Annotated in this window: 19 protein-coding genes; 10 read left to right on the forward strand and 9 right to left on the reverse strand. The window is 59.5% G+C overall.

What is annotated here, in order from left to right:
• Positions 1–49 precede the first annotated feature (49 nt).
• Entirely contained in the window at positions 50–301 is a 252-nt protein-coding gene (gene oprI, locus GSM73_RS06985) for an outer membrane lipoprotei OprI (RefSeq protein WP_011335311.1), read from the reverse strand.
• 633 nt (positions 302–934) lie between these two features.
• Between oprI and GSM73_RS06990 the strand changes: the two genes are divergently transcribed.
• Positions 935–1,216, forward strand: coding sequence for a GNAT family N-acetyltransferase (locus GSM73_RS06990; protein WP_047226353.1), 282 nt, complete (start codon positions 935–937; stop codon positions 1,214–1,216).
• A gap of 136 nt (positions 1,217–1,352) precedes the next feature.
• On the opposite strand, the gene GSM73_RS06995 is transcribed toward GSM73_RS06990, so the two are convergent.
• Entirely contained in the window at positions 1,353–2,429 is a 1,077-nt protein-coding gene (locus GSM73_RS06995; protein ID WP_003199364.1) for a 3-deoxy-7-phosphoheptulonate synthase, read from the reverse strand.
• A gap of 293 nt (positions 2,430–2,722) precedes the next feature.
• Here GSM73_RS06995 and GSM73_RS07000 point away from each other — a divergent pair, with 293 nt between their 5' ends.
• From GSM73_RS07000 to cysB, 4 genes are all read left to right on the forward strand, one after another.
• Entirely contained in the window at positions 2,723–3,676 is a 954-nt protein-coding gene (locus GSM73_RS07000; RefSeq protein WP_160892035.1) for a putative 2-dehydropantoate 2-reductase, read from the forward strand.
• A 21-nt stretch (positions 3,677–3,697) separates the two neighbouring features.
• The gene (locus GSM73_RS07005) at positions 3,698–4,603 is read left to right on the forward strand and encodes a 5'-nucleotidase (RefSeq protein WP_047226354.1); all 906 of its coding nucleotides are present in this window, start codon (positions 3,698–3,700) and stop codon (positions 4,601–4,603) included.
• 96 nt (positions 4,604–4,699) lie between these two features.
• Positions 4,700–5,200, forward strand: coding sequence for a universal stress protein (locus GSM73_RS07010; protein ID WP_047226355.1), 501 nt, complete (start codon positions 4,700–4,702; stop codon positions 5,198–5,200).
• A gap of 111 nt (positions 5,201–5,311) precedes the next feature.
• Entirely contained in the window at positions 5,312–6,286 is a 975-nt protein-coding gene (cysB, locus tag GSM73_RS07015) for an HTH-type transcriptional regulator CysB (protein WP_018603112.1), read from the forward strand.
• Between the two features lie 10 nt (positions 6,287–6,296).
• Here cysB and GSM73_RS07020 read toward each other — a convergent pair whose 3' ends face one another.
• Together GSM73_RS07020 and GSM73_RS07025 are read right to left on the reverse strand one after the other, a co-directional pair.
• Positions 6,297–6,779 (reverse strand): GreA/GreB family elongation factor, encoded by a 483-nt coding sequence (locus GSM73_RS07020; protein WP_047226356.1) that lies wholly within the window; start codon positions 6,777–6,779, stop codon positions 6,297–6,299.
• Between the two features lie 2 nt (positions 6,780–6,781).
• Positions 6,782–7,168 (reverse strand): hypothetical protein, encoded by a 387-nt coding sequence (locus GSM73_RS07025; protein WP_076385716.1) that lies wholly within the window; start codon positions 7,166–7,168, stop codon positions 6,782–6,784.
• A 124-nt stretch (positions 7,169–7,292) separates the two neighbouring features.
• On the opposite strand from GSM73_RS07025, the gene earP reads away from it, so the two are divergent.
• Both earP and GSM73_RS07035 read left to right on the forward strand, forming a co-directional pair.
• On the forward strand, positions 7,293–8,426 hold the full coding sequence (gene earP / locus GSM73_RS07030) for an elongation factor P maturation arginine rhamnosyltransferase EarP (protein ID WP_047226358.1): 1,134 nt from the start codon (positions 7,293–7,295) through the stop codon (positions 8,424–8,426).
• A gap of 48 nt (positions 8,427–8,474) precedes the next feature.
• Positions 8,475–9,044, forward strand: a complete 570-nt coding sequence (locus tag GSM73_RS07035; RefSeq protein WP_003199385.1) for an elongation factor P — start codon at positions 8,475–8,477, stop codon at positions 9,042–9,044.
• 208 nt (positions 9,045–9,252) lie between these two features.
• On the opposite strand, the gene GSM73_RS07040 is transcribed toward GSM73_RS07035, so the two are convergent.
• From GSM73_RS07040 to GSM73_RS07050, 3 genes are all read right to left on the reverse strand, one after another.
• Complete coding sequence (locus tag GSM73_RS07040) at positions 9,253–10,266, reverse strand: alpha/beta hydrolase (RefSeq protein WP_047226359.1); 1,014 nt, start codon at positions 10,264–10,266, stop codon at positions 9,253–9,255.
• A gap of 35 nt (positions 10,267–10,301) precedes the next feature.
• Positions 10,302–10,721, reverse strand: a complete 420-nt coding sequence (locus GSM73_RS07045) for an organic hydroperoxide resistance protein (RefSeq protein WP_047226360.1) — start codon at positions 10,719–10,721, stop codon at positions 10,302–10,304.
• A 363-nt stretch (positions 10,722–11,084) separates the two neighbouring features.
• Positions 11,085–11,546, reverse strand: coding sequence for a MarR family winged helix-turn-helix transcriptional regulator (locus tag GSM73_RS07050; protein ID WP_047226361.1), 462 nt, complete (start codon positions 11,544–11,546; stop codon positions 11,085–11,087).
• A 161-nt stretch (positions 11,547–11,707) separates the two neighbouring features.
• On the opposite strand from GSM73_RS07050, the gene GSM73_RS07055 reads away from it, so the two are divergent.
• On the forward strand, positions 11,708–12,442 hold the full coding sequence (locus GSM73_RS07055; RefSeq protein WP_047226362.1) for a sulfite exporter TauE/SafE family protein: 735 nt from the start codon (positions 11,708–11,710) through the stop codon (positions 12,440–12,442).
• Here GSM73_RS07055 and GSM73_RS07060 read toward each other — a convergent pair.
• Complete coding sequence (locus tag GSM73_RS07060) at positions 12,432–13,286, reverse strand: LysR substrate-binding domain-containing protein (RefSeq protein ID WP_171061402.1); 855 nt, start codon at positions 13,284–13,286, stop codon at positions 12,432–12,434. The genes GSM73_RS07055 and GSM73_RS07060 overlap by 11 nt on opposite strands.
• A 97-nt stretch (positions 13,287–13,383) precedes the next feature.
• Between GSM73_RS07060 and GSM73_RS07065 the strand changes: the two genes are divergently transcribed.
• On the forward strand, positions 13,384–13,605 hold the full coding sequence (locus GSM73_RS07065) for a DUF1127 domain-containing protein (protein WP_047226364.1): 222 nt from the start codon (positions 13,384–13,386) through the stop codon (positions 13,603–13,605).
• Positions 13,606–13,669: 64 nt separating this feature from the next.
• Positions 13,670–14,899: a winged helix-turn-helix domain-containing protein gene (locus tag GSM73_RS07070; protein ID WP_160891947.1), complete on the forward strand. Its 1,230-nt coding sequence runs from the start codon at positions 13,670–13,672 to the stop codon at positions 14,897–14,899.
• A gap of 133 nt (positions 14,900–15,032) precedes the next feature.
• Here the strand turns inward: GSM73_RS07070 and GSM73_RS07075 are convergent.
• Positions 15,033–15,979 (reverse strand): 3-deoxy-7-phosphoheptulonate synthase class II (locus tag GSM73_RS07075; RefSeq protein ID WP_256676753.1); only part of this gene is annotated, 947 nt, incomplete at its 5' end.

Consider the following 15,979-nt stretch of genomic DNA (forward strand, 5'->3'; position numbering starts at 1 on the left):
AAAGCCGACCCAAAAAATGGGTCGGCTCGATAACAATCCCGGAGGACTATTACTTGCGGCTAGCTTTTTCCAGCATGCGCAGAGCACGCTCGTTAGCTTCGTCAGCAGTCTGTTGTGCTTTTTGAGCAGCAGCCAGAGCTTCATCAGCTTTACGGTAAGCTTCGTCTGCACGAGCTTGGGCGCGAGCTGCTGCGTCTTCGGTAGCAGTCAGACGTGCTTCGGTTTCTTTCGATGCGCTGCTGCAACCGGTAGCCAGAACTGCGGCCAGGGCCAGAGCAGAGAATTTCAGAACGTTGTTCATCGTGTTCCCCTTCAAGGACTTTCTATTAAGTGACTGTCTCCTCACAGCGAGGAGTTAGCCGGCGTACATACTACCCATTACTTGTAGTAAGTAAACTGACGTCGCGCAAGAAGCAAAAAAAATTGTAGGCGGTGATTCTTTTTCGAGCAACTTTTTGGGGTGTTGTTTAAAAAATATGCAGCCTCCGGCACCTGGCTTGAGCGCGTCATTGAGCAAAAGTTCCGTGCGCGGGAGAACTTTCCTTAAGCCGTTAACGTCGTTGTTTATTGATTCATCTACACTTTTGAGCGTTTTTTGCTCAGGGGGGCGGCTATCTTTATTGGTGTTGGCGGTGACTTTAATAACCGGCGCTCGTCTCACGACTCAACAACTGGCGATGTTCAGCTATTGCGCCTTGGCCGACTAGCGCGTGACGGTGGCGCTCAATCGATAAACCCGACCGGGTTTTACCCCCATTGACGGGCGTGCCTTGAGCATTTGCGTCATTGGTGCCTACTATTCACGACGTGCTCGGGGTTGAGCGGTGGGTGTTGGCGCTCGGTGACCAGACAGGCACGGGGTGGCGTAGATGTTCCTTCGCCGGAAAAACATCGGTAAGGTAGGGGTCAGCATTCAGACCCGCGAGGAGTAGTGATGAGCGAGGCGTTGTCCATCCACCATGACCAGGCTGGTCATCAGTTCGAGACCAATGTGGACGGTCATCGTGCCTATCTGACTTATATGGACCTGGGCAAACAGACCCTGGATATCTATCGCACCTTCGTGCCCAATGCCTTGCGCGGACGCGGCATTGCGGCGGCGCTGACCGAAAGGGCGCTGCAATACGCCGACGAAATGGGCTACACGGTGATCCCGTCCTGCTCCTACGTGGAGCGCTACATGGAGCGTCACCAGCGTCACGCGGCCAAGCTCTGACCTTACGGATTCCCCAATAAAAACGCCGGGCTGAAAAGCCCGGCGTTTTTTTAGCCTTGAAAAGAGCAAAGGTCGCAGCCTTCGCCTACACATAGCCGGCCTAGGCGCCGTCGAGTGCAACGAGGCTGCGATCCTTTTAGCCACGCTGACGTTTAGGCAACACGTCCTTGAGCTTGGCATGCATGCTGCGCAGGGTGTTCTCGGTTGCGCTCCAGTCGATGCAGGCATCGGTGATGGACACACCGTACTGCAAGTCCGCCAGATCCTTGGGGATCGCCTGGCAGCCCCAATTCAAATGGCTTTCGACCATCAGGCCGATGATCGACTGGTTGCCTTCCAGAATCTGGTTGGCCACGTTTTCCATCACCAGCGGTTGCAGCGCCGGATCCTTGTTGGAGTTGGCGTGGCTGCAGTCGACCATGATGTTCGGTTTGATCTTGGCCTTGTTCAGTGCCTGCTCACACAGCGCGACGCTGACCGAATCGTAGTTCGGTTTGCCGTTGCCACCGCGCAGCACCACGTGACCATAAGCGTTGCCCTTGGTGGTGACGATCGATACGCCACCCTCCTGGTTGATGCCCAGGAAGCGGTGAGGGCTGGAAACCGACTGCAAGGCGTTGATCGCCACGGTGAGGCCGCCGTCGGTGCCATTCTTGAAACCCACGGCCGAGGACAAGCCGGAGGCCATTTCACGGTGAGTCTGGGATTCGGTGGTCCGCGCACCGATGGCCGACCAACTGATCAGGTCCTGCAAGTATTGCGGGGAGATCGGGTCCAGGGCTTCGGTGGCGGTGGGCAGGCCCATTTCGGCCAGATCCAGCAGCAATTGGCGACCGATGTGCAGGCCATCCTGGATCTTGAAGGAGTCGTCCAGGTACGGGTCGTTGATCAGGCCTTTCCAGCCGACGGTGGTGCGCGGCTTTTCGAAATACACCCGCATTACCAGGTACAGGGTGTCGGAAACTTCCGCCGCCAGCACTTTCAGGCGCTCGGCATATTCGTGGGCGGCCTTGATGTCATGGATCGAGCAGGGCCCGATGACCACGAACAGGCGATGGTCGGTGCCGTCGAGAATGTTGCGAATGACTTCCCGGCCCTTGGTCACGGTGCGCAGGGCAGCGTCGCTCAGGGGGATATCGCGCTTGAGCTGGTCAGGCGTGATGAGGGTCTCGTTGGAGGCGACGTTAAGGTCATTGATCGGTAAATCAGCCATCGTGTTACTCGTCAGGTCACGGGTGCCGGCCGCCAGCGATCCCCGCGCGGCGGTGCACAGCGGATTTAAGCGCGTCGGGGAGCGGAACCTTAGCGCGTTACGAGGTTGCTCGACAATGGGCAGGGACGGGTTAATTGCGGCGGGGGAGCTTGCTCGCGCTTGACGGCGCAGCCTTCACAAAAGGACCTGCTGCGCCCGAACGTGAACCGGCCCGGCGGAACCCGGCTGTCTCGCCACGTTGGCCCGCACCTATGTAATGATGCGCATGGACTGTTAGCTGAGGAGTGGCAATGATGCAGGCAGGCGTTAAACCGCGGATCGGGATGATCGGCACCGGTGCGATCGGTGGGTTCTATGGCGTGATGCTGGCTCGCGCCGGTTTTGACGTGCATTTTTTACTGCGCAGCGAATTTGGGGCGGTGGCCGAGGGCGGCTTGCGAGTCGACAGCGCGGTTCACGGCGCCCTGACGCTCAACCCGGTCCAGGCGTATCGTTCGGCGGCGGACATGCCGCCCTGCGACTGGCTACTGGTCGGTGCCAAGACCACCAGCAATGCCGACCTGGCCCCGGCCATCATTCAAGCTGCCGCTCAGGGTGCAAAAGTCCTGTTGCTGCAAAATGGCCTGGATGTTGAGGACGACCTCCGACCGTTGCTGCCCGATTCGCTGCATCTGCTGGGCGGCCTGTGCCTGATCTGTGTGCATCGGGTCGGTCCTGGCGTCATTGCCCACCAGGCCCTCGGTGCAGTCAACCTCGGTTACCACAGCGGTCCTTGCCACGATCAGGCGCAACGCATGGCGATTGTCGAGCAGGGGGCCGGGCTGTTCTGTGCCGCCGGCCTGGATTCCCAGGCCATGCCCGACCTGCGGCAGGCGCGCTGGCAGAAACTGGTGTGGAACGTGCCCTACAACGGTCTTTCGGTTCTGTTGGGTGCCAGTACCACGCCGTTGATGGCCGACAGTGACAGCCGAGGCTTGATCCAGGCCCTGATGGGGGAGGTGGTGCGGGGTGCTCAGGCTTGCGGTCACCAGATTGCGCCGGGTTACGCCGAGTATCTGTTTGCGATGACCGAAAAGATGCCCGACTACTGGCCGAGTATGTATCACGATTATTCCCACCAGCGCGCGCTGGAGCTGGAGGCTATTTACAGCCGACCATTGGCGGCGGCGAAAAAAGCCGGTTGTGAGCTGCCGAAAATCGAAGCCTTGTATCAGGCGTTGGCATTTATGGACCGACGAAACCGCTGATCAGGCGAAAGGGGGAGCGACATGGCAAACAACATCGACGACAAACTGGTGCTGGCGATTTCCTCGCGGGCGCTGTTCGATCTGAGTGACAGCCATAAGGTGTATCTGTCGGGCGGCGTCGAGGCTTACCGGCAATATCAGATTGAGCATGAGGACGAAGTCCTCGAACCCGGCGACGCCTTCGCTCTCGTACAAAAGCTGCTGAATCTCAACGAGCATCTGGGGCGTGCGCGAGTCGAGGTAGTTCTGGTTTCGCGCAACAGCGCCGACACCGGCCTGCGGGTGTTCAACTCGATTCATCATTACGGGCTGGCGATTTCCCGCGCGGCGTTCGTCGGCGGCCGCAGTCCTTACCCCTATCTGAAGGCGTTCGGCTGTGATCTGTTTCTGTCCACCCACGCTGAAGATGTGCGCAGTGCCCTGGACGCCGGATTCGCCGCTGCGACCATTCTGTCGGGTGGCGCCAGCCGCGCCGCCAGCGAGGAACTGCGTATCGCTTTCGACGGCGATGCGGTGCTGTTTTCCGACGAATCCGAGCGTGTCTATCAGAGCGGCGGCCTGGCTGCATTCCAGGCCAGCGAACGGCAAGCGGCTCGTGAGCCGCTGCGAGGCGGGCCGTTCAAGGGGTTTCTGGCGGCACTCAATGCACTGCAACGCGAGTTCCCCGAAGACGCCTGCCCGATTCGCACGGCGCTGGTCACTGCCCGTTCGGCACCGGCCCACGAGCGCGTCATCCGGACGTTGCGCGAATGGGACATTCGTCTTGATGAGTCGCTGTTTCTCGGTGGCCTGACCAAATCGGCATTTCTCGAAGCCTTCGCCGCCGACGTCTTTTTCGACGACCAGACCGGCCACTGCGAACTGGCTCGCGAGGTGGTCGCCACGGGTCATGTGCCCCACGGCATCAGCAATGAAGTGAAGCTCTGACTGCCCGTTGTTCAGGGCGTTACGCTGGACGTCGTACTCCTCAAGGCGCTGCTAAGCTGAATCCATCTCCGCCATTCTGGCACGCGAGGAGGTCACATGATTCGTTCGATGCTGTACGCCACAGACCTGGGACTTTACGCCCCTTATGTGATGCAGCATGCCTTGGCGTTGGCACGGACGTTCGAAGCCGAGTTGTATGTGGTGCACGCGGTAGAGCCAATGGGGCTGTTCGCGGAGTCGGTGTTGCAAAGTTATCTCGATGAGCAAGCGCTGAACGAATTTCATCGCCAGGGTCTGAATACGGTGATGGCCAACATTGAGCAGCGGGTGCTCGACAGCTTTCGTGAAGAGTTGGGTGAGGGGCAGCAGGACTTGAAGCTGATCAAGTCGGTGCGGGTTTTCCAGGGCGATCCATCCCAGGTCATTCTCGATCAGGCTGCGAAACTCTCTGTGGATTTGCTGATCGTAGGCAGTCACTGCCAAGGGGCCAGCGGTGAAACACCGCTGGGCAGGACCGCTGCGCGGGTATTGCAGTTATCCCGGGTACCGGTCTACCTGGTGCCGTTGGTGCAGCGGCGACGTCAGGGGGAGGCTTGAGGCAAAGTAGTGGCTTTTTTATAAAAAGTTCTAGATTAATTGATGCAACCATTCATATAGTTATATACCGTCGCTGATGCCCGTGGCGTCCAACTGCTTTGAGGGATACATATGAAGCTTCAACAACTGCGCTACATCTGGGAAGTGGCGCACCACGACCTCAACGTTTCCGCTACTGCCCAAAGCCTCTACACGTCGCAACCCGGCATCAGCAAGCAGATCCGCCTGTTGGAGGATGAGCTGGGTGTCGAAGTTTTCGCCCGCAGCGGCAAGCACCTGACCCGCGTGACTCCGGCCGGTGAGCGCATCATCACCACGGCCGGGGAGATCCTGCGCAAGGTCGAAAGCATCAAGCAGATTGCCCAGGAATTTTCCAACGAGAAAAAAGGCACGCTGTCGATTGCCACCACCCACACCCAGGCCCGTTATGCACTGCCTCCGGTGATCAGCAACTTCATCAAGCAATACCCGGACGTGGCCTTGCATATGCACCAGGGCTCGCCGATGCAGATCGCCGAAATGGCGGCGGACGGTACCGTGGATTTCGCCATCGCCACCGAGGCTCTGGAACTGTTCGGCGATCTGGTGATGATGCCGTGCTACCGCTGGAACCGCTGCGTGGTTGTGCCTCAGGGCCATCCGCTGACCAAGCTGCCAAAGTTGACGCTTGAAGCCTTGGCCGAATACCCCATCGTGACTTACGTATTCGGTTTTACCGGCCGTTCGAAACTCGACGAAGCCTTCAGCCATCGCGGCCTGACCCCGAAAGTGGTGTTCACCGCCGCCGACGCCGACGTCATCAAGACCTATGTCCGCCTTGGTCTGGGCGTGGGCATCGTGGCGAAAATGGCCGTCGATACCAAGCTGGACGGCGATCTGGTGGTGCTGGATGCCAGCGAGTTGTTCGAGTCCAGCGTGACCAAGATCGGTTTCCGGCGCGGCACCTTCCTGCGTGGCTTCATGTGCGACTTCATCGAAAAGTTCGCGCCACACCTGACCCGGGAAGTCATGGCCAAGGCCATCCAGTGCCACAACAAGCAGGAACTCGAAGAGCTGTTCGACGGTGTGGAATTACCGGTGCACTGAACAGTGAGTGCTAGATCGCCTCGGTGACAGCGAACTGTTGCCGGGCGCCTGCGACGACGATCTCTACTTCATCCCCTTCGAACTTGCCCAGCAGGCTTCGTCCCAGCGGCGAGCGAGGGGTGATGACGGTGATCGGCTGGCCCACCAGCGACACTTTCAACCCCGCGGCATCCGGTCCCAGAAACAACCATTGCTGACGATCATCCTCATCCGCCAGCCCGATCAGGGTGCCAATCTGAATGCCGCGCTGTTCGTCGTAGGGCCTGAGTATCAGGTTCTGGCAGAGGGCGAGGGCCTGGCGGATTTCTTCGACACGCCTGGCTTGCCCGGCAGCGAGGTAAGACGCTTCAAGACCCAGGGTGTCGTATTTGTTCTCGGCGATGTTTTCCTCGTGGGTCGCGGTTTCGTAGGCCGTTTGCGCGGCGCGCTCGGCGATACCCAGGTCAATCCTGAGTTTGTCGAGAATCAGTTGGTGGACGATCTGTTTGTTCATGATCAATCGCAAAACTGCAAAACGTTGGCCCGGCTCTTTTCACTGGGCGCGTTCTGGTCCTGTTGCAACCAGAACTGACACTTGGGGTTGGACAGGTTGCGAGGATCGCTGCGAGCTTGATCCAGGGCCTGTCGTTGTTCGTTTCGTTGCAGATTTTGCTGGTACTGCTCGAACATGGGGGGTGGCGGCTCCGGGGTCGGTTGCACCGCCGGCGGTTGCCCCAGTTGCTGCACGGCCGCGGCCACTGGCGCCAGTTGTTCGTTGAACAGGAATCTGGACAGCAGCCAACCGGTCAATACGATGGCGAGAAACCCCAGCCACAGGCCCAGGGCAATGCTGACGGTCAATTGCAGGGCTGTAAGGCGTGGCGCTGGCGGGTGATCGGACATGGCTGCTTCCTGGCAATGAACACGTGATAGGCGGCGATTGTCGCATGAAGATTAATCGCCGTCGGCTCTTCTGCATCATCGGTTTAATGCGGGACAATCAGGCCTTTGCCACAGGGAGTCGGGAATGACCGTGCGCTGGGATATTTTTTGCACCGTCGTCGATAACTTTGGCGACATCGGCGTCACTTGGCGCCTGGCTCGGCAATTGGTGGCCGAGCATCAATGTGCGGTGCGGTTATGGGTAGATGACCTGCGGGCCTTTGAACGACTGTGTCCGCAAATCGACATCACGCTGTCCGAGCAATGGCAGCAGGGTGTGCAAGTCTGTCATTGGCCTGAGGTCTGGCCGTCCACCGACGCCGCCGATGTAGTCATCGCCGCGTTTGCCTGCCAGTTGCCGAGCGCCTACATGGATGCGATGGCCGAGCGGCAGACCACGCCGTTGTGGATGAACCTCGATTACCTGAGTGCGGAAGACTGGGTGATCGGGTGCCACGGATTGCCCTCGGTCAAATACAAGCACGTGCAGAAATATTTCTTTTTTCCGGGCTTCCGCGAGGGCACGGGTGGGCTGCTGCGTGAAGCCGGCCTGCTGGAGCGGCGTCGGCAGTTTCAGCAGGATGCCCAGGCGCAACGGATTTTCCTGGAGGCGTTGGGCGTCCATCGGACGCCGGGCTCGCGTCTGATCTCGCTGTTTGCCTACGAAAACGCCGGGCTTGCCAGTTGGTTCGATGCCATGGCGACCGATACCCAGGCCTCTCATGTATTGATCCCCGAAGGTCGGGTGCTCGGCGATGTCCAGCGTTGGCTGGGCATCGATGGCCTGAAGGCCGGTGCGGTACAACAACGTGGTGCCCTGACGGTGCAGGTGCTGCCGTTCGTCCGCCAGGATCAGTACGATCAACTGCTATGGTGCTGCGATTTCAACGCCGTGCGGGGTGAAGACTCCTTCGTGCGCGCCCAATGGGCGGGTCGGCCGCTGCTTTGGCATATCTACCAGCAGGAAGAAGACGTCCACCTGGAAAAACTCGAGGCATTCCTCCGGCTGTACACCCACGGCCTTTCGGAGCCGGCTGAAAAAGCGATCAGCGGTCTCTGGCGATCCTGGAATGCTGGCCAGGACATGGCCGAACACTGGAAAATGGTCGATCAACAGCAGCAGGAACTGCTTGATCATGCCCAGGCATGGTGTCTGGAACAGGCCTCGCGACCCGATCTTGCCGCAGCGCTGGTGAAGTTTTATGTAAATTGGATATGATACGCGGCCTAGATTTTTGTAAATCCCATCCAAATTCGGATATTCGCAATGAAAACTGGTAAAGAACTGAAACCCGGGACCGTGATCCGTCTCGAAAACGATCCTTGGCTGGTTCAGAAAGCTGAGTTCACCAAGTCGGGTCGTAACAGCGCGATCATGAAGACCAAGCTGAAGAACCTGCTGACCGGTTACAAAACCGAGATCGTCTACAGCGCCGATGACAAACTGGACGACGTGATCCTCGACCGCAAAGAAGCGACCCTGTCCTTCATCAGCGGCGACACCTACACGTTCATGGACACCACTGACTACACCATGTACGAGCTGAACGCCGAAGACATCGAAAGCGTTCTGCCGTTCATCGAAGAAGGCATGACCGACGTCTGCGAAGCCGTGTTCTTCGAAGAGCGTCTGGTCTCCGTAGAACTGCCGACCACCATCGTGCGTCAGGTTGACTACACCGAAGGTTCCGCTCGCGGTGACACTTCCGGCAAGGTAATGAAGCCTGCCAAACTGAAGAACGGTACCGAGCTGTCGGTTGCTGACTTCATCGAAATCGGCGACATGATCGAGATCGATACCCGCGAAGGCGGTTCCTACAAAGGCCGCGCTAAATAAGCGAAGTCTTGTGTATGAAAAAGCCCGACCATTGAGTCGGGCTTTTTCATGCCTGCGGATTATGTTCAGACAGAGGGCAGGATGGAGACGGTGGCGAGGGGATTTAATCCTGCCCTGTGGGAGCAAGGCTTGCTCGCGATCCAGACGCCTCGGTTCCGCGCTGTGTTCATCGCGGGCAAGCCTTGCTCCCACAGGGGTGCGCCACAAGTCACTTCAGATGTTGTTTCAGTTCTTGGGATACCTGCAACATCGCCGAACGCACCGCTGGCACCTGGCTCACCACATTGAGCAAACCATAATCGTGAATCATGCCGTTGTAGCGCACCGCCGTGACCGGCACGCCAGCCGCGTCCAGTTTACGGGCGTAGGCTTCACCCTCATCGCGCAACACGTCGGCCTCGGCGGTCTGTACCAGCGCGGGCGGCAGGCCCTTGAGTTGCGCGGTGCTGGCGCGTAACGGGGAGGCATAGATCTCGTTACGTTGCCCGGCATCGGTGGTGTAGTTGTCCCAGAACCACTTCATCATGTTTTTACTGAGGAAGTGTCCCTCGGCGAATTGGTTGTAGGACGCCGTCTCGAAGCTGGCATCGGTCACCGGCCACAACAAGGCCTGGAATTTGATCGCCGGGGTACCTTTGTCCTTGGCCATCAACGCCACGACCGCTGCCATGTTGCCGCCGACGCTGTTGCCCACCACGGCCAGGCGCTTGCCGTCGACATTGATTTGCTTACCATGCTCGGCCACCCATTTCGTCGCGGCGTAGGCCTGATTGATCGCTACCGGGTAATGCGCTTCCGGCGAAGGCGTGTAGTTGACGAACACTGCGACGGCACCTGATCCGGCCACCAGATCCCGAACCAGCCGTTCGTGGGTTGGGAAATCCCCCAATACCCAACCACCGCCGTGGAAGAACATGAACACCGGCAGTTCACCCTTGACGCCGGCCGGCCGGACGATGGTCAGGCTGATCGGCTGGCCATCGACCTCAATAGTTTTCTCGCTGACGTCGGCCTTGGGCAAGCTCAGTTTCACCCCGGCCTGGGCGCCGACCAGTACCGCGCGGGCGTCCTTGGGTGACAGTTGCTCCAATGGCTTGCCGGTGCCGGCATTCAGCGCGTCGAGAAACGCCTGGGTGTTGTGTTCCACGATGCCGTCGGCGAACGCGCTGCCGACGCTCAGTGCCAGAAGGGTGCCGGTCAAGGCTTTGCTGAAGGTGTTCATGTGCATCTCCTTAAGTGCAGGCTGGAAGGCGTTGGTTAAACGGTGACGTGCAGGCGCACATCGACGTTGCCACGAGTGGCGTTGGAGTACGGGCAGACTTGGTGAGCTGCGTCCACCAGGCTCTGTGCATCGGCCAGGTCCAGACCGGGCAAGCTGATGTGCAGGTCGATGTCGAGGCCGAAACCACCGGGAATCTGGCCGATACCGACATGGGCGGTGATCGAGGCGTCATCCGCAATCTTGCGCTTGCTTTGGCTTGCGACGAATTTCAGGGCACCGATGAAGCAGGCCGAGTAACCGGCAGCGAACAGTTGTTCCGGGTTGGTTGCCGCGCCGCCTGCACCGCCGAGTTCTTTGGGGGTGGCGAGTTTGACGTCCAGGATGTTGTCGCTGGAGATTGCACGACCATCACGGCCACCGGTGGAAGTTGCGATTGCGGTGTAGAGCGTTTGCATGGTGAGAGCCTCGGTTTTGGTTGCTGTTGCAGCGCTAAATGTTTGTGCGCTAAGTAGGTGTGAGGCAAATGTATAGCGCTAATATTTTGCGCGCAAGATAAATTTTTAAGGGGAATTGAATTTCCCTCGCTCAAACGGCGTAGATCCCTTGAGATAGAGCGGTTTCATCAGCTGAAAATTTTTTTTCAGGGAGGAGCGAAGGGGGTCAGGAGGTGATCGGACTGGTGCCATCGCGAGCAGGCTCGCTCCCACAACGATCTGTGTTAAACACAAAAAGTGCGTTCACCAAAGATCAAAATGTGGGAGCGAGCCTGCTCGCGATAGCGTTAGGGCAGTTGACGGTGCTGCTGGACAGGCTGCGTTTCAGAGGCTGTCTTGCAAATTCCCGCGCAGCTCTTGCAGGTCATGCTGCAGCTTCTTCAATTGCTCCAGGGTCTGGCCACTGGCGCCGAGAATGCACTGGGGAATGTTGAGGGCCTTTTCCTGCAGGGCGCGTCCCTGTTCGGTGAGCTCGACGATGACCACGCGTTCATCCTCACGACTGCGGGTGCGGCTCAGCAAGCCCTCGGCCTCCAGGCGCTTGAGCAACGGGGTCAGTGAACCCGGATCGGTGAGCAGGCGGTTGCTGATTTCCCCGACAGTCAGGCCGTCCTTTTCCCACAGCACCATCATCGCCAGGTACTGCGGATAAGTCAGGCCCAGGGCTTGCAGCAGCGGCTTGTAGACTTTGGTCATCAGCAGCGACGTGGAGTGCAGGGCGAAGCACACCTGGTTGTCGAGCAACAGGGCTTCGCAGGGGTCGGGGGTGTCGCGTTGGGTGCTCATGGCAGAACCTTCAATCAATGATCGCTACGAATCTAGCGGGCGAACCTTTAATGCGCCAGATAATTCTGACGTTCTGATCGGAAGTTGCGTTCCCCCGCGAGCGCCGACTGCGTAGGATAAGCGCCCTGATCAAGGGGGAATCGGCTGTGATCGAAGGTGTGATGTATCTGGCGTTCGGTGCCGCATTGGGCACTTTGGGGGGATTGTTCGGGATTGGTGGCGGGTTGATCGCCATTCCGGTGCTGGGCCTGTTGTTCGGCCTCGATCAGCAGATCGCCCAGGGCACGGCCCTGGTGATGGTCGTGCCAAACGTGATGCTCGCTTTGTGGCGCTACCACCAGCGCAATCGCATTGAAATGCGTCATGTACTGCCACTGGCCTCCATGGGTTTTTGCTTTGCCTGGCTTGGCTCGATCTGGGCGGTGGGTATCGACGCGCAAAGCATGCGAATCGGCTTCGTGGCCTTCCTGATCGTGCTGGCGGCCTACAACCTGATTCGCATGTTTGCCGCCAGCCCCCCGGCTTCGGCGCAGATGCGTTATGGCTGGCCGTGGCTCGCCGTGTTGGGGGCGGCGTCGGGGACCATGGGCGGATTGTTCGGTGTCGGCGGGGCGGTCGTCGCGACGCCGTTCCTGACCAGCCTGTTCGGTACCAGTCAGGTGGTCGCCCAGGGGTTGTCTCTCTCGTTGGCCTTGCCCAGTACTGGTGTGACCCTCGCCACGTATGCGGTGCATCACCAAGTGGACTGGTGGATCGGCCTGCCGCTGGCCGCTGGTGGCTTGCTCAGTATCAGTTGGGGGGTAAAAGTCGCCCACGCCATGCCGGAGCGGCTGCTGCGCGGGCTGTTCTGCGGTTTCCTGGTGCTGTGCGCGATCTTGCTCGCCTTTAAAGTTTGAAACCTTCGACGATGTGCTCGGCCAGGCACTCGGTGATCGGCGACGGATTATGCAGGTTGCGGATCAGCATGATGCTCGCTTCGGGCAACTGCGGCAGGTTTTCCGCCTCGCCCAGCACGCGCATGTCCGGGGTCAGCAGGCTTTCCAGTTGCGCGGTGATCGCCAGGCCCGCGCCAACCACTGCCATGAGCGCCGACAGGCTCGAGCTGTTGTACGCCACGCGATAATCGCGGCCCATGGCATCCAGTGCATTGCAGGCCCATTGCCGGCAGAAGCAATCACTGTTGAACATCGCCAGCGGCAACGGTGTTTGTTCGTGGACGTTGAAGCATGCCGCTTCGGCCCAGACAAAGCGCTCCTTGCGCAATAACTGGCCGATTTCGTCCCCCGGTTTGCGGGTGACGATGGACAGGTCCAGATCCTGGCGCAGCAGCAACTGCTTGGACGACTCGCAGTGCACTTCAATTTCGATCAAGGGATAGAACTGGGCGAAGCGCTGCAGGATCCCCGGCAAAAAACGCATCACATAATCGTCCGGGGTGCCGATGCGCACCGTGCCGACCATGTGCGGCTCACGCAGGGTGTTGAACACTTCGCTGTGCAGCTTGAGGATCCGCCGGGCGTAGCCGAGCAACACCTGGCCTTCGGCGGTCAGCTTGACCTGGCGCCCGTCACGCTCGAACAGCCGCCGCTGCAATACATCTTCTTCCAGTCGCTTCATCTGCATGCTGACGGCGGACTGGGTGCGATTGACCAACTCACCGGCACGGGTGAAACCGCCCTGGTCAGCGATGGCGACAAAGGTACGCAGCACTTCCGTATCGATGCTCGGGTAACTCGACAATTGATCAATCTCCGAGATGTATTGCATAAGAAACATTCGTTGGATTGATCTTAGCGTTAGCGTGAGACTTGAGCCATCCCCAACGGAGGACATCACGATGAAAGGTCAAAAAGGTTATCTGCTGATAGAAAAACTCTCATCCCATGGCTTTTCCATCAGCGCTCTGCTGCACAAGTTTAGCCGCTGGTACGAATTGCATCACGAACGTGAACTGCTTGCCGGAATGAGCGATGAGGCGCTCAAGGACATCGGCGTCAGCCGTGCCGACGTCGAAAAGGAAGTGGTTCGGCCATTCTGGGATGACCCGATGCACAAATGAGCCATCCTTCCCTACACAAACCGCTTAATGGTGAGGTAGGTTGCGAGCAGACAAGGAGATCTTCATGCCCGCGACTCTGTCCTTTACCCTCAAACAGGCCCGGCGTCTGGCGCTGGCCGCCCAAGGATTCGACGGGCGGCCGACGTCAGCTTCGGTGCAACCGGCGCGCCTTAACCGCCTGATTGAACGCCTCGGCGTCCTGCAGATTGATTCGGTCAATGCATTGGTGCGTTCGCACTACCTTCCGCTGTTTTCCCGTCTCGGTCACTACACCCCTGATTTGCTCGACCAGGCAGCCTGGAGCCAGGGCCGACGCCGTACGCTGTTCGAATACTGGGGTCATGAAGCCTCATTGCTGCCGCTGGCGATGTATCCGCTGATGCGCTGGCGCATGGAGCGTGCGTCCCGCGGTGAGGGCATTTATCGACAGTTGGCGCAGTTCGGTCAGGAGCGTCAGGATGTCATTCGTCGCGTACTGGCTTCGGTCCGCGAGCAAGGCGCCGTGGGTGCGGGCAGCTTGTCCACGCGCCAGGAAAAGGCCGGCCCCTGGTGGGACTGGAGCGCCGAGAAGCATGCGCTGGAATGGCTGTTCGCGGCGGGTGAAGTGACGGTGGCGGGGCGGCGGGGCTTCGAGCGGCTTTACGACTTGCCGGAACGCGTGTTTCCGTCCTCGGTCCTGCAACAACCGCTGCCGGACGAGCCCCAGGCTCAGCGCGCCTTGCTGCTGCATGCCGCCCAAGCCTTGGGTGTGGGCACCGAGAAAGATTTGCGCGACTATTTTCGACTCGATCCGGCCGATAGCCGTGGACGACTGGCCGAACTGGAGGAGGCCGGTGAACTGGTGCGCTGCCAGGTGCAAGGCTGGAAGCAACCGGCCTGGTGCCGACCCACCGCGAAGATTCCCCGTAAGGTGGCGGCCAGTGCGTTGTTGTCGCCCTTCGATTCATTGGTCTGGGAGCGTAGCCGTACCGAGCGGCTGTTCGATTTCCGTTATCGACTGGAGATTTATACCCCGGCTCACAAGCGGGTGTATGGCTACTACGTGCTGCCATTCCTGCACAACGAACGTATCGCCGCGCGGGTGGATCTGCGGGCGGAGCGGGCTTTGGGTCGATTGGCGGTGCATGCCGTGCACGAGGAGGCGCCGGGGCTGGACGAGGAAGGGATGCAGGCTTTGGCGCTGAACCTGCGACGCTTGGCCGACTGGCTGGGGTTGGCGCGGGTCCAGCTCAATTGCGCTCGGGCGGGTGGGGTTCGGTTGGCGGGGGCGTTGGCTGAGGTGGGGGGTGACTGAATGGGCCTCATCGCGAGCAGGCTCGCTCCCACATTGACCGCGGCGTTCACAAATCCTGTGTTCACCAAAGGTCAACTGTGGGAGCGAGCCTGCTCGCGATAGCAATACAACAAACGGCGAATGACTTACTGACTCACCGCCTCACCTGCTTCAACGTCTCGGCAATCAAAAACGCCAGTTCCAGCGACTGATCGGCATTCATCCGCGGATCGCAATGAGTGTGGTAACGGTCCGACAGCCCGTCCTCGGTGATCGGCCGCGCGCCGCCAATGCACTCGGTGACGTTCTGCCCGGTCATTTCGATGTGGATGCCCCCGGCATAGGTGCCCTCGGCTTCGTGAACCTGGAAGAACTGTTTCACTTCACCGAGGATTTGCGCGAAGTCCCGGGTCTTGTAACCGCTACTGGCCTTGATGGTGTTGCCGTGCATCGGGTCCGAACTCCACAGCACCTGCTTGCCTTCTCGTTGCACGGCGCGCAATAGCTGCGGCAGGTGATCGCCGACCTTGTTCGCGCCCATTCGCGCGATCAGGTTAAGCCGCCCCGGATCATTGTCCGGATTGAGCACGTCGATCAGACGGATCAAGTCGTCGGGGTTCATGCTCGGGCCGACCTTGACGCCGATCGGGTTGTTCACCCCGCGCAGGAATTCGACATGGGCACCGTCCAACTGACGGGTGCGGTCACCGATCCACAGCATGTGGGCCGAGCAGTCGTAGTAGTCGTTGGTCAGGCTGTCGCGGCGCACGAAAGCTTCTTCGTAATTGAGCAGCAGCGCTTCGTGGGCGGTGAAGAAGCTGGTTTCGCGCAATTGCGGCGAGCTGTCCATGCCGCAGGCGCGCATGAAGGCCAGGGTTTCGTCGATACGGTCGGCCAGGTGGCTGTACTTCTCAGCCAGGGCCGAGTTGGCGATGAAGTCCAGGTTCCACTTGTGCACCTGATGCAGATCGGCGAATCCGCCCTGGGCGAAGGCCCTTAGCAGGTTCAAGGTGGCGGTGGACTGATGGTAGGACTGCAGCAGCCGCTCCGGGTCCGGTACGCGGCTTTTTTCGTCGAAGCCGATGCCGTTGACGATGTCGC

The organism is Pseudomonas sp. PICF6 (genome assembly GCF_009831705.1).
GTDB classification, from domain to species: Bacteria; Pseudomonadota; Gammaproteobacteria; order Pseudomonadales; family Pseudomonadaceae; genus Aquipseudomonas; species Aquipseudomonas rhizophila.